Annotated in this window: 12 protein-coding genes; 8 read left to right on the top strand and 4 right to left on the bottom strand. The window is 70.2% G+C overall.

The window, feature by feature from the left end; all coding sequences use genetic code 11:
• Window positions 1-109: 109 nt before the first annotated feature.
• The 3 genes from leuC (at window position 110) to ACZ6WN_RS19220 (ending at window position 2,619) form a co-directional block, all read left to right on the top strand.
• Complete coding sequence (leuC, locus tag ACZ6WN_RS19230) at window positions 110-1,522, top strand: 3-isopropylmalate dehydratase large subunit (protein ID WP_465866805.1); 1,413 nt, start codon at window positions 110-112, stop codon at window positions 1,520-1,522.
• A 17-nt stretch (window positions 1,523-1,539) separates the two neighbouring features.
• A complete protein-coding gene (gene leuD / locus ACZ6WN_RS19225) occupies window positions 1,540-2,145 on the top strand; it encodes a 3-isopropylmalate dehydratase small subunit (RefSeq protein ID WP_465866804.1) in 606 nt (201 codons plus the stop codon).
• Between the two features lie 309 nt (window positions 2,146-2,454).
• Window positions 2,455-2,619: a hypothetical protein gene (locus ACZ6WN_RS19220; RefSeq protein WP_465866802.1), complete on the top strand. Its 165-nt coding sequence runs from the start codon at window positions 2,455-2,457 to the stop codon at window positions 2,617-2,619.
• A 77-nt stretch (window positions 2,620-2,696) separates the two neighbouring features.
• Here ACZ6WN_RS19220 and ACZ6WN_RS19215 read toward each other — a convergent pair whose 3' ends face one another.
• Window positions 2,697-3,983 (bottom strand): hypothetical protein, encoded by a 1,287-nt coding sequence (locus ACZ6WN_RS19215; RefSeq protein WP_465866800.1) that lies wholly within the window; start codon window positions 3,981-3,983, stop codon window positions 2,697-2,699.
• 160 nt (window positions 3,984-4,143) lie between these two features.
• On the opposite strand from ACZ6WN_RS19215, the gene ACZ6WN_RS19210 reads away from it, so the two are divergent.
• Window positions 4,144-4,893, top strand: coding sequence for a hypothetical protein (locus ACZ6WN_RS19210; protein ID WP_465866799.1), 750 nt, complete (start codon window positions 4,144-4,146; stop codon window positions 4,891-4,893).
• On the opposite strand, the gene cofC is transcribed toward ACZ6WN_RS19210, so the two are convergent.
• Window positions 4,890-5,531 (bottom strand): 2-phospho-L-lactate guanylyltransferase, encoded by a 642-nt coding sequence (gene cofC, locus ACZ6WN_RS19205; protein WP_465866797.1) that lies wholly within the window; start codon window positions 5,529-5,531, stop codon window positions 4,890-4,892. The genes ACZ6WN_RS19210 and cofC overlap by 4 nt on opposite strands.
• Before the next feature lie 60 nt (window positions 5,532-5,591).
• On the opposite strand from cofC, the gene ACZ6WN_RS19200 reads away from it, so the two are divergent.
• Together ACZ6WN_RS19200 and ACZ6WN_RS19195 are read left to right on the top strand one after the other, a co-directional pair.
• Window positions 5,592-6,353: a lysophospholipid acyltransferase family protein gene (locus tag ACZ6WN_RS19200; RefSeq protein WP_465866795.1), complete on the top strand. Its 762-nt coding sequence runs from the start codon at window positions 5,592-5,594 to the stop codon at window positions 6,351-6,353.
• Window positions 6,350-7,360, top strand: coding sequence for an NAD(P)H-dependent glycerol-3-phosphate dehydrogenase (locus ACZ6WN_RS19195; RefSeq protein ID WP_465866793.1), 1,011 nt, complete (start codon window positions 6,350-6,352; stop codon window positions 7,358-7,360). The genes ACZ6WN_RS19200 and ACZ6WN_RS19195 overlap by 4 nt, the downstream gene beginning before the upstream one ends.
• A gap of 100 nt (window positions 7,361-7,460) precedes the next feature.
• On the opposite strand, the gene ACZ6WN_RS19190 is transcribed toward ACZ6WN_RS19195, so the two are convergent.
• A complete protein-coding gene (locus ACZ6WN_RS19190) occupies window positions 7,461-9,113 on the bottom strand; it encodes a glycosyl hydrolase family 18 protein (protein ID WP_465866792.1) in 1,653 nt (550 codons plus the stop codon).
• Window positions 9,114-9,288: 175 nt separating this feature from the next.
• On the opposite strand from ACZ6WN_RS19190, the gene ggt reads away from it, so the two are divergent.
• Window positions 9,289-11,115, top strand: a complete 1,827-nt coding sequence (gene ggt / locus ACZ6WN_RS19185) for a gamma-glutamyltransferase (RefSeq protein ID WP_465866791.1) — start codon at window positions 9,289-9,291, stop codon at window positions 11,113-11,115.
• Between the two features lie 26 nt (window positions 11,116-11,141).
• On the opposite strand, the gene ACZ6WN_RS19180 is transcribed toward ggt, so the two are convergent.
• Window positions 11,142-12,209, bottom strand: coding sequence for a trans-sulfuration enzyme family protein (locus ACZ6WN_RS19180; protein ID WP_465866789.1), 1,068 nt, complete (start codon window positions 12,207-12,209; stop codon window positions 11,142-11,144).
• An 87-nt stretch (window positions 12,210-12,296) separates the two neighbouring features.
• On the opposite strand from ACZ6WN_RS19180, the gene ACZ6WN_RS19175 reads away from it, so the two are divergent.
• Complete coding sequence (locus ACZ6WN_RS19175) at window positions 12,297-13,034, top strand: alpha/beta fold hydrolase (RefSeq protein ID WP_465866788.1); 738 nt, start codon at window positions 12,297-12,299, stop codon at window positions 13,032-13,034.
• The last annotated feature ends 2 nt before the right edge of the window (window positions 13,035-13,036 follow it).

The raw sequence follows: 13,036 nt of genomic DNA, 5'->3' as shown, positions 1-13,036 counted from the left end.
ACGTTAGGCTCGGAGAAGCAGACTGGAAGTGGCGGATCTGACATTGCGAATCGACGCTCGAACCGCCACCGGCCACTACAGACCAAAGATGCCAGATGGAGAACGTGTCATGGGCAGGACCTTGTCGGAGAAGGTGTGGGACGAGCATGTCGTCCGGTCGACCGCGGGAGAGCCCGATCTTCTCTACATCGACCTTCACCTCATTCACGAGGTGACCAGTCCCCAGGCCTTCGAGGGCCTGCGCCTGGCCAACCGTAAGGTGCGCCGCCCCGATCTCACCATCGCCACCGAGGACCACAACGTCCCGACCCTCGACTGGGACAAGCCGATCGCCGACCCGGTCAGCCGCACCCAGGTCGAGACGCTGCGCAAGAACGCCGAGGAGTTCGGCGTACGTCTCCACCCGCTCGGCGACGCCGAGCAGGGGATCGTGCACGTGGTCGGGCCGCAGCTGGGGCTCACCCAGCCGGGCATGACCATCGTGTGCGGTGACTCGCACACCTCCACGCACGGTGCGTTCGGCGCGATCGCGTTCGGCATCGGCACCTCCGAGGTCGAGCACGTGCTGGCGACCCAGACGCTGATGCAGGACAAGCCGAAGACCATGGCCGTCACGGTCAACGGCGCGCTGCCCGATGGCGTGAGCGCCAAGGACCTGATCCTCACCCTGATCTCCAAGACCGGCACCGGCGGTGGCCAGGGCTACATCGTGGAGTATCGCGGCGAAGCCATCCGTGAGCTCTCCATGGAGGCCCGGATGACGATCTGCAACATGTCGATCGAGTGGGGCGCCAAGGCCGGCATGATCGCCCCCGACGAGACCACCTTCGCCTACATCAAGGACAAGCCCGAGGCCCCGAAGGGCGCCGAGTGGGACCAGGCCGTCGCGCACTGGAAGTCCCTGGTCACCGACGAGGACGCGACCTTCGACAAGGAGATCGTCCTCGACGCCGCCGAGGTCACCCCGTTCGTCACCTGGGGCACCAACCCGGGCCAGGGCGTCCCGCTGGGCGCGGCCGTCCCGAGCCCCGACGACTTCGAGGACGCCGACGCGAAGATCGCGGCGGAGAAGGCCCTGACCTACATGGGTCTCGAGGCCGGCACCCCGATGCGCGAGGTGCACATCGACACCGTCTTCCTCGGCTCCTGCACCAACGGGCGCATGGAGGACCTGCGTACGGCTGCCGACATCATCCAGGGCCACCATGTCGCCGAGGGGACCCGTTTCCTGGTCGTCCCCGGCTCGGCCAAGGTGCGTCTCCAGGCCGAGGAGGAGGGTCTGCACAAGATCTTCCTCGACGCCGGTGCCGAGTGGCGCGGCGCGGGCTGCTCGATGTGCCTGGGCATGAACCCCGACACCCTCGCCCCCGGCGAGCGCTCGGCCTCCACCTCAAACCGGAACTTCGAGGGACGCCAGGGCAAGGGCGGTCGCACCCACCTGGTCTCGCCGGAGGTGGCCGCCGCCACCGCCGTACGCGGCACCCTCTCCTCGCCCGCCGACCTGACTCTCGCCAAAGCCTGATTTTCGGAGCGCCTGACATGGACAAGTTCACCACCCACACCGGCGTAGGCGTGCCGCTGCGCCGCAGCAACGTCGACACCGACCAGATCATCCCCGCGGTCTACCTCAAGCGCGTCACCCGCACCGGTTTCGAGGACGGCCTCTTCGCCGCCTGGCGCAACGACCCGACCTTCGTGCTCAATAACGAGGCGTACGCCGGGGCCTCCGTCCTCGTCGCCGGCCCCGACTTCGGCACCGGCTCCTCGCGTGAGCACGCCGTCTGGGCGCTGATGGACTACGGCTTCCGGGTCGTCATCTCGTCTCGTTTCGGGGACATCTTCCGCGGCAACTCCGGCAAGGCCGGCCTGCTGGCCGCGAAGGTCGACGAGAAGGTCGTCCAGAAGCTGTGGGACTACCTCGACGACAACCCCGGCGCCCAGATCACCGTCGACCTCGAGTCGCGCACCGTCCGCGCTGGCGAGGGCCCCGACGCCATCGAGGACTCCTTCGACATCGACGACTACACCCGCTGGCGCCTCCTCGAGGGCCTCGACGACATCGGCATCACGCTGTCCCACGACGACGACATCGCCACGTACGAGGCGACCAGGCCCTCCTTCAAGCCGGTCACCCAGCACGCCTGACCCTCCCGAGGCGTCAGCCAGGTCGGCCGAGGCGTCGGCTAGGTCGGCCGAGGCGTCGGCTAGGTCGGGCGAGGCGTCGGCTAGGTCGGGCGAGGCGTCAGCCAGGTCGGGCGAGGCGTCAACTGTGGGCGACGAGAGTGCATTCTCGTCGCCCACACTTGCGTTCTCGGACGACGTGCCTGACGCTTCGGCCGACCTAGTTGACGCTTCGGGCAGGACCCTGCCTGACGTGTCGGCCGGCGTAGGTGACGTCTCGCCCGGCGTAGGTGACGTGTCGCCCGGCGTAGGTGACGCCTCGACCGATGTGACGTGTCGACCGACGTACGTGACGTGTCGCCCGACGTACGTGACGTGTCGCCCGACGTACGTGACGTGTCGCCCGACGTAGGTGGCGTCTCGGCCGGCGTACGTGACGTCTCGGCCGACCTCGTTGACGCTTCGGCCCGACCCTGCCTGACGCGTCGCCCGGCGTAGCTGACGTTTCGGCCGGCGTACGTGACGCTTCGGCTGACCTGGCTGACGTCTGGGCCGACGTACCTGACGTCTCGGGGTCAGGGGAGGGTGGGCAGGCGGATCTGGTGGCCGTCGGGGCCGCGCTGGGAGTCGGTGATGCGGTCGCAGGAGCCGGTGTCGACCCAGCAGCGGAGGTACCAGGAATCGGTGGCGGTCGCGGTGTAGAGGACGACGCTGCGGTCGGACTCGAAGCCGGCGACGTAGACCTTCTCGACGGAGTCGGGTACGCGCAGGTCGATGTGCTCGGAGGTGCTCATGTTGACCGCGATGCCGCGCTCGGCGCCGTAGCTGATCATCCCGGGATCGCTGGGGTTGCGGGCGATGGCGACGATCGAGCCGTCGGGGGAGTCGGCGACCGACCCGGGCAGGGGCGCGTGCACGCCGGGCTGGGTGAGGCTGCCGTCGGCCTCGATGGCGGCGAAGCGGACCTCCCACTCGCTGGGGTTGTGGAGGAGTACGCCGCGCCGCAGCGGGATCAGCTGCTGGTAACCGAGCGGCAGCGAGATCCGCTGTGTGGCCCCGCCCGGGTCCCAGGCGGTCACCGGCGGGCGAGAGACGGTCAGCTCCCCGTAGTTGCCGGGCACCGCCGGCGGCGCCGGCACGATGCCAGTGCGGAAGTAGGCGCGGGTGCGGTCGGTGCCGAGCACCGCGGTGGCGGCAGGGGTGCCCTCGAGCGCGAGCCGGTCGGCCTCCTCGCCCGTCGTGGTGTCGACGGCGACGAGTGCGGAGGCCGCGTCGCCGGTCTGCTGGAGCGCGAAGAGCAGGGTGCCGTCCTTGCTCAGGACCGGCTGGGTCCACAGGCCCGGCACCTGGATGGTCGACCCTCGCCGTGCGACCCACACCGGACCGGGCTTGTCGGCGCGCTCGTACATCAGCACCGTCCAACCGGCCACGCTCATCTGGGAGCCGTAGACCTTCTGCGGCTTCGCGCCGAGCTGGAGCCGGCCGGCCCGGTCCACGAACGGCAGGGTCGTCGCGGGGCCGACGGGCAGATCGGCGTACGTCGCCGGGATCGCCGGCTCGCTGTTGCGGACCGTCGGAGCGGGCGGTGCCGGTGTCGGTACGTCGGCGCCGGTGCGGCCCTCGGCGAGCCGGGTCGTGTGGACGGCGAGCCAGGCCACGGAGGCGATCAGGGCGAGGATGATGCAGACCGAGAATAGGATCCCGGCGCGGCTGGGCCTCACCGTGGTCTGCGGCTCCTCGAGCACCACGGTGGGCTGCTCCTCGTCGATGTGCACGTCGGTGATGGCCGTACCTTCCTCGTCCTGTCTCCCGATGGCTGAGATGTCGAAGCGGTGCTGCCGACGTGCCCCGAGTCTCTCCACGGTAACCACGTCGAGGCGACGGAATCAGGAGAGATCAGGTGAACAATCCGTTTTCACATGCCATCGGTATGTCCCGAACGTGCGGGCATGGCCTAAGGTCGATCGGGTGGTGAGAAAACGAGTAGCTGATGCAAGCAAACAGGCCGGAAGAGTAGTCGGCGTGGTGAAGGAGACGGCGGGCAAGCTGGTCGCCGATGTGGTGACCGGCAAGGTCAAGATCCCCTCCGTTCCCAAGGTCAAGGTGCCGAGGCCCGGCCGCAAGGCTCCGGCCAAGCCCACCGAGCCGGTCGTCGAGCCGGTCGTCGAGCCTGTCGAGGCAGCCCCGGCGGCGGCCGTCACCCCGGCCGAGAAGCCCGCGCCGGCGAAGACGACGACCGAGACGGGCGCTGCCACGACCACCGCGGCCAAGAAGAGCGCTGCGAAGAAGACGACGACGGCGGCGAAGAAGACGACGACGGCCAAGAAGGCCCCGGCGGCCACGAAGGCCACGGCAGCCACGACGAGCGGCACCGCCAAGAAGACCGCTGCCAAGAAGACGACCGCCAAGAAGGCCTCCGCGGCGAAGAAGACCTCCACCGCGGCAAGCCCTGCGACGGAGACCCCTGCGACAGAGACCTCCGCGCCGGAGACCTCCGCGACGGAGGCCCCGGCCAAGACGACGCCGGCGAAGACGGCCCCTGCGAAGCCGACGGCCGCGAAGAAGTCGACGGCCGCGAAGAAGTCGACGGCTGCGAAGAAGACGACGGCCGCGAAGAAGACGACCGCAGCCAAGAAGACGACCACAGCCAAGAAGACGACCACAGCCAAGAAGAGCCCTGCGAAGAAGACGTCGGCGACGAAGGAGGCTCCCGCGAACGGGACCCCGGCGACCCCGGCGACCGGGACCGAGAAGCCGTCGGCCGACTCCTAGCCGAGGCTCCCGACCCGCACCGACGCGAGCGCCGTACGCGGCCCGAGCCCCAGCCTGCGTACGTTCTCGAGGTCCTCGAGGGTGTCGACGTCGTGGCGCAGCGAGTGGAGGTCGCCGGCCAGCGGATGGGCGCCGCCGTCGCGATGGGCGGCGGCCGACCCGGGCCCGAACGCGGGCCGGAACCGGTCGTGGCGCGCGGTGTAGAGGGTGGTGCCGCCGCCCGCCGCGTCCTCGACGTACGCAGCCTCGAACCCGCCCGCAGCGCTAAGCGCCGCGTCCAGGTCGGCGGAGCGGAGCGCGGGCAGGTCCCCGCACAGCGCAGCGGGTCGAAGCTCCGGCCAGCGGCGGCGGGCCTCGAGCGCGCCCTGGACGAGGGTCTCGTTGAGGTCACCGCTGACCCCGTCGGGGATGACGGCGGCGCCGAGACGGGCGACGTCGGCGGCGAAGAAGGAGTCGTCGGTGATCACCAGCACGGCACCGACGCCGGAAGCGGCCAGGCACGACTCGGCGGTGTCGAGCGCGAACGAGCGAGCCAGATCGGCCCGCTCGTGCGACTCGATCCCGACCAGCCGGGACTTGCCGCGCGCCGGAGGCTTGACGGGCAGCAGGACGACGTAACCGGGTGCAGGTGCAGGCACAGGGTAGATCCTGACAGGTATCTCACAACCTCGAGGTGACGGCCCGGTAGCCTGCCCTGCGTGGGAAAGTACCGGAAGTTCCAGGAGGGCAGGCTCGGCTGGCCGTGGGTCGTGGCCGTCGGCATCGTGAAGCCCGTCCTGCTCGCAACCACCAAGCACCAGTGGGAGGGCGGCGAGAAGATCCCGCAGAGCGGGGGAGCGGTGTTCGCGCTCAACCATGTCTCCGAGATCGACCCGTTCACCGCCGCGCACATCGTGTGGGACTACGGGCGTAGGCCGAGCTACCTGGCCAAGGCCGCCTTGTTCAAGGGCCCGTTGGGCAAGTTCCTGCGGGCGGCCCGGCAGATCCCCGTCGACCGGACCGCCGGCGCGTCGGCGTTCGACGCGGCCGTCAAGGCGGTCAACGAGGGCAGCATCGTGGTCGTCTACGTCGAGGGTTCCATCACCAAGGACCCGACCGGCTGGCCGATGCGCGGCAAGTCCGGTGCGGCTCGGATCGCGCTCGCGACCGGTGCCCCGGTCTACCCGGTGGGGCAGTGGGGAGCCCAGGAGCTGCTTCCGGCGTACTCTCTCAAGCCGCATCTGATCGGTCGCAAGATGATCCAGATGAAGATCGGTGACCCGGTGGACCTGAAGGATCTCGAGGTCAAGGAGCACACCCCGGCGGTCGTCAACGAGGCGACCGACAGGATCATGAAGGCGATCGTCGGCCTGGTGGCCGACATCCGGGAGGAGGAGCCGCCCAGCGAGCTCTTCGACCCGAAGAAGGCCGGCGTCAACGCGACCGGCGACCCCCGCAAGACGAAGAAGGACAGCAATTGAGTGGGCTTGGCAAGGTAGCGGTCTTCGGAGCGGGCTCATGGGGCACCGCGTTCTCGGTCATCCTCGCTGACGCGGGCAACGAGGTGACGATGTGGGCGCGCCGCGAGGAGGTCGCGGCGGCGATCAACGACACCCACGAGAACCCCGACTACCACCCGGGCACCGAGCTGCCGCACAACATCAGCGCCACCCACGACATCGAGAAGGCCGCCCACGGAGCCGAGCTGGTCGTCCTCGCGGCGCCGTCGCAGACGCTTCGCGGCAATCTCACCGACTGGGCACCGTTCCTGCCCCAGGACGTACCGCTGGTCTCGCTGATGAAGGGTGTCGAGCTCGGCACCCTCGAGCGGATGAGCGAGGTGATCGCCCATGTCACCGGGGCGGGGCCGGAGCGGATCGCGGTCGTCAGCGGCCCCAACCTCTCCAAGGAGATCATCCGTCGCGAGCCTGCTGCCGGTGTGGTGGCGTGTGCCGACGAGGAGGTCGCCAAGGCGATCCAGGCGCGGGTGCACTCGCCCGCGTTCCGCCCCTACACCTCGACCGACGTGGTCGGCTGCGAGATCGGCGGGGCCTACAAGAACGTGGTCGCCATCTCCACCGGGATGGCCGCCGGGATGGGCTTCGGCGACAACACCCAGGCGTCCCTCATCACCCGTGGCCTCGCCGAGACCGCGCGGCTGGCGATGAAGCTGGGCGCCAACCCGATGACCCTCATGGGTCTGGCCGGCCTCGGCGACCTGGCCGCGACCTGCTCCTCGCCGCTCTCCCGCAACCGTACGTTCGGGGAGAAGCTCGGCAAGGGCATGACCACCGCCGACATCCTCGCCTCCAGCCACCAGGTCGCCGAGGGTGCCAAGTCGTCCCACTCGCTGCGCGAGCTGGCCGCGAAGGTCGGGGTGGACGTCCCGTTGGCGCAGTACGTCGACGACGTCGTCTCCGGCGCCAAGACCGTCAGCGAGATCATGGACGAGATGCTCGAGCGGCCGACGAAGGCGGAGACCGAGTAGGTCCCTTCGCCAGGGTATGCAGCCGAAGGCCCGCTTCCCGTGCGGAGTTCCGCACGGGAAGCGGGCCTTGGTCTGCATACCCTGATGAAGGCTCAGCGGCTCACGCGGTGCCGAGGTCCTTCCACGGGCCCCACTCCTCGGTGCCGGGGGTGTTGCCCTGGGTCCACCACTTGGCCTCCCACAGGTGACCGCCGTACGTCACGCGGTCACCGGCGACGTACACCGCCGTGGCCGACCACGCCTGAGCCCCGGTCGGCGGGTCGGTGGGCGGGTCCGTCGGCGGGTCGGTGGGCTCCTCGGTCGGCGGGTCGGTCGGGTCCGGCTCCTCGACCGGTCCGCCGGTGCCGTTGCGCATGGCGTCGGCGAAGGTGCCGATCAGCTCGCCCTGCCGGTCGCCGGACAGCTCCCACCACATGCCTCCACCGAGTCGCTTGGAGATGGCGTAGGAGGCCTTCTGGGCGATCGTGCGCGTGTTGTCGTAGCTCCACCACTGGTTGCCGTCGTAGCGCCACGCGGCGCCGGTCGCGGCGTCGTAGTGGTCGGTGCCGCGGGTCTTGAGCTTGTCGTAGTCCTCGTTGCCGGCCTCGTACGTCCCGGGAGCCGCGGCGGTCGCCGGGCCCCACGGGTCGGCCGACGTCGCACCCTGCCAGCCGCGGCCGTACGCCGCCATGCCCAGGCCGAGCTGGGCCGGTGAGACGCCGGCGTCGAGGTACTCCCGGACCGACTCGTCCACGCTGAACCGCTTGCCGTCGGGGCGCGGGTCGGCGGGGTCGGCGTAGAGGTTGCCCTGGTGGCCGGTCAGCGTCGGGTCCCAGGCGCCCCACAGGTCATAGCCCTGGATGTTGCCGAAGTCGAGCGAGTCGAAGATCGCCGGGTCGTTCCAGCCGCCGGCCTCGATGTCCTGCGGGTTGGCCGGGAGGAACGCTGAGAGCTGGTAGTCCTTGCCGTTGGTCGAACCCAGGGCGTCCAGCTGCGAGCGGAACTCGGCCAGCAGCGCCTTGAAGTTGGCGCGGTCGTTGACCGGGTCGACGTGGTTGCCGGTGTTGCCGTTGGGCGAGCCCGGCCACTCCCAGTCGATGTCGAAGCCGTCGAAGACACCCGCGGCGGCTCCGGCGCCGCCGCGGCCGTCGATCACGGGCAGGTTGCCCTTGATGTAGAGGTCGATGCAGGAGGAGACGAACTTCCGCCGTGACTCCGGCGTGGCCGCCGCGAGAGAGAAGTTCTTCGACCAGGTCCAGCCACCCAGCGAGAGCAGGACCTTCAGGTCGGGGTGCTTCGCCTTGAGCTGCTTGAGCTGGTTGAAGGAGCCGGCCAGCGGCTGGTCCCAGGTGTCGGCCGTGCCGGAGACGGAGGCGTCGGCTGCGTACGACATCCCGTAGTCGGCGTAGGCGTCGCCGGCGCCGTCGGAGCCGTTGGGTCCCTCGCCCTGGGCCTTGTTGGCCTCGAAGCAGGTCAGCGTCTGGTGGTGGATGTTGCCGAAGGCGTAGTTGAGGTGGGTGAGGTCGTCGGCGACCCCGGACGTCTCCAGCTGCTTGAGCTTGAAGGCCCGGCCGTACACGCCCCACTGCACGAAGTAGCCGACGTTGCGGTAGCCGTTGATGGCGGTCGGCTCCGCGGCGGCCGTCTTCAGCGATGCGCTGGACGGGGTGCTGGTGAGGGCGAGTGTGCCGGCGAGGGCGAGCGCTCCGGCGAGGGCGCCGATGAGCGGGGCGAGGATCCGGCGTGATCTTCGAGGGGGCAAGGCGACATGCATGGTGACACCTCCGAGGTGATGGCTGGCTCGGGCACCAGGCGCCCGAATCGCCATTCGATGGTGGCAGTCGGTTTGTTTGTAAGCAACCCTTACTAATTAAGGAATTTCAGAACATAATTCGAGGTGGGCGCCGAAGTAGTACGTTCGACGAGCCGCCAATCTCTGGGAGATCGCCATGCTCGGATGCCGCTCTGCAGTTCTCGCCACGCTGACCGGAGGCGCGCTCGCGCTGGCCACCCTGGTCCCGTACGCCGGGCCGACCGCCGCCGCCGAGGACAGGCCGGCGCCACCACCGAAGGTGCCCACCGCGGTCGGCTACGGCGGCGCGGTGGCGAGCGTCGACGCCGACGCGAGCCGGATCGGGCTCGAGGTGCTGCGCAAGGGTGGCAACGCCACCGACGCGGCCGTCGCGACGGCCGCCGCGCTGGGGGTGACCGAGCCCTACTCGGCCGGGATCGGCGGGGGCGGCTTCTTCGTGCACTACTCCGCGCGCACCGGCGAGGTCGAGACGATCGACGGTCGGGAGAAGGCCCCGGCCGCGATGCCGCACGACGCGTTCATCGACCCCGAGACCGGGAAGGAGTATCCGTTCTTCCCGGACATGGTCACCAGCGGCGCCTCGGTCGGGGTGCCCGGCACCCCGCTGACCTGGGACAAGGCGCTACGGAAGTGGGGTACGCGCTCGCTCGCCCAGTCGCTCCAGCCGGCCGCGCGGCTGGCCCGCCGGGGCTTCGTCGTCGACCAGACCTTCCGCCAGCAGACCGTCGACAACGCGGAACGTTTCGCAGCGATCGATTCCACGGCCGAACTATTTCTTCCGGGAGGATCCGCGCCCGAGGTCGGCAGCCGGTTCCGCAACCCCGACATCGCCGCGACCTACGACCTGCTCGCCCGCCAGGGCGTGCGGGCCTTCTACCGCGGCAAGCTGGCCGCGGAGATCGCCGCGACGGTGGCCGAGCCGCCCACGAGCGACGACACCGACCTGCCGGTCCCGGCCGGCTGGGTGACCACCGAGGACCTCGCCGCCTACACCGCCCCCGACCGCGCGCCGACCCACTCGACCTACCGGGACCTGGACGTCTACGGGATGGCGCCGCCGTCCTCGGGCGGCACCTCGGTGGGTGAGGCCCTCAACATCCTGGAGCGCTACGAGCTGGCCGGGATGAGCGTCACCGAGGCCTACCACCATCTGATCGAGGCGAGTGCGATCGCCTTCGCCGACCGGGGCGCCTACCTGGGCGACGCCGACCACGTCGACGTACCCGTCGAGGCGCTCCTCGACGACACCTTCGCCGCCGAACGGGCCTGTGGGATCGACCCCGCAGCCGCGCAGCCGAAGCCGGTGGCAGCCGGGAACGCGTACGACTTCGACGGCGTCTGCGACGAACCGGCCGGCGTCGGTGAGACCGCCCGGGACACCGAGAACCTGGAGACCACCAACCTGACCGTGGTCGACCGTTGGGGCGACGTCGTCGAATACACCCTGACCATCGAGCAGACCGGAGGGTCCGGCATCACCGTGCCCGGTCGCGGCTTCCTCCTCAACAACGAGCTGACCGACTTCTCGACCACCTACCGCGCCGACGACCCCAACCGGATCGAGCCCCACAAGCGTCCGCGCAGCTCGATGTCACCCACGATCGTCCTCTCCGAGGGCCGGCCGGTCCTGGCGGTCGGCTCGCCGGGCGGGTCGACGATCATCACCACGGTGCTCCAGATCCTCGTCGAGCGGTACGCGCGCGACCGCACCCTGCCCGAGGCGATGGCCGCACCGCGGGTCTCCCAGCGCAACGCGGCGAGCACGGGTGCCGAGCCGGCGTTCATCGAGGCGTACGGAGGGCCGCTGACGTCGCTGGGGCACAGCTTCGCCTCGACCGCCGAGCTCGGCGCGGCCACCGCGATCGAGATCGGTCCCGACGGGCTGCTGACCTCGACGGCCGAGCCGTGGCGCCGCGGTGGCGGGTCGGCGCTGGTGGTGAGCCCGGAGTCGCCGACCCACTAGCGCTCGGGCCACTAGGCCTCGGGCCGCTAGCCCTCGATGCGGTCCAGTCCCTGGAGGAGGTCGGCCCACAGATCATCGACGTCCTCGATCCCGACCGACATCCGCACGAGCCCGTCGGGCACCGTCGCCGACTCGGTCTTCCAGCGCCGACGGCGCTCGAAGGTGGACTCGACGCCGCCTAGGGAGGTCGCGTGGACCCACAGCGAGGTGGAGTGGGTCAGCAGGTCGGCCTGCTCCGCGGTGGGGAGGACGACCGCCAGCATGCCACCGAACCCGGGGTAGCGGACCTCCGCGACCGCCGGGTGCGCGGCCAGGCGCTCGGCCAGGGTCGCCGCGTTGGCGGCGGACCGCTCGACGCGCAGGTGCAGCGTACGAAGGCCGCGAAGCGCCAGCCACGCCTCGAACGGACCGGGGATGGCGCCGAGCAGGTCGCGACGGGCCTTGAGCACGTCCCACAGCGTGTCGTCGGAGACGACGACCGCGCCCATGACGACGTCGGAGTGGCCGGCGATGAACTTCGTGGCCGAGTGGACGACGATGTCCGCGCCGAGCGCGAGCGGCTGCTGGAGCAGGGGAGTGGCGAAGGTGTTGTCGACCACGACCCGCGCGCCGGCCTTGTGGGCGGCGTCGATGACGGCCGGCAGGTCGGCGAGCTGCATCCCCGGGTTGGTCGGCGTCTCGACCCAGACGAGCGCGACCTCGCCGTCGAGCTTCTCCAGCAGCTTCACCACCGCGGCGGTGTCGGAGAAGTCCGCGAGGCGTGCGGTCAGCCGGCCGCGCCCCTCGAGGTCGGCCAGCTGACCGATGGTCCCCAGATAGCTCTGCTCGGTCGCCACGACCACCGAGTCGTTGACCAGGTCGAGCAGCGTCGCGATCGCCGCGAGCCCGGAGGCGAACGACAGCGCCCGCCCGCCCTCGAGCCTCCCGAGCGCCTCCTCGAAGGCCACCCACGCGTCGTTGGTGTAGCGCCCGTACTCCTTGTCGCCGCCGGCCACATAGGTCGAGGCCATCGTGATCGGTACGTTGAGCGGCTGGTCGGGCTCGTGGGCCGGCCGCCCGGCGTGGACGGCGATCGTGGCGGGCTTGTGATCCATGATTCGACCCTATTGCCCACTCGACGACAGCGCCTCACGCGCCGCGCGGTTACGGGTCCGGGCATGGTCCCGGATAAGGTTGCGGCCGTGTTGACGACCCTGCTGGATGGACGTGCCTTCGGTGAGAAGCACGGCAAAGATGCTGCCACCGTCGTGGCCCTGCACGGCTGGGCACGCAACCGCAGCGACTGGGGCTCGACGCTCGAGGGCCTGGACGCGCTCGCGCTCGACCAGCCCGGATTCGGTGCCACGCCGGCGCCGGAGGAGGTCTGGGGGTCCGAGGACTACGCCGCCTGGCTCGCCCAGATCCTCGAGGGCCTCGACCGGCCGGTGCTCGTCGGCCACAGCTTCGGCGGCCGGGTGGCCGTCCAGCTCGCCGCGACCCGCCCGGAGCTCGTCCGGGGCGTGATCCTCACCGGCGTACCGCTGTTCCGCCCCAAGACCGGCGGCAAGCCCAAGCTCGCCTACCGGGTCGGCCGCTGGCTCCACTCCAAGGGGCTGATCCCCGAGGCCAGGATGGAGGCGCTGCGGGAGAAGTACGGCTCGACCGACTACCGCAACGCCAAGGGCATCATCCGCGACATCTTCGTCAAGGTCGTCAACGAGTCCTACGCCGACCAGCTCGCGGCCATCCCGAAGGACCTCCCGGTCCGCCTGATCTGGGGCGAGAACGACACCGCCGCCCCGGTCTGGATGCCCGGCGAGGCCATGGAGATCCTGGGGGACAACGCGACCCTGGAGATCGTCCCGGGCTCCGCGCACCTGCTCGACGCCGGGCTGGTCAAGAGCCTTCGAGGCGCCATCGACGAACTTCGTACGAACTGAAT

The organism is Nocardioides sp. NPDC054178, from assembly GCF_055585005.1.
This window is presented reverse-complemented; position numbering and strand designations above follow the sequence as displayed.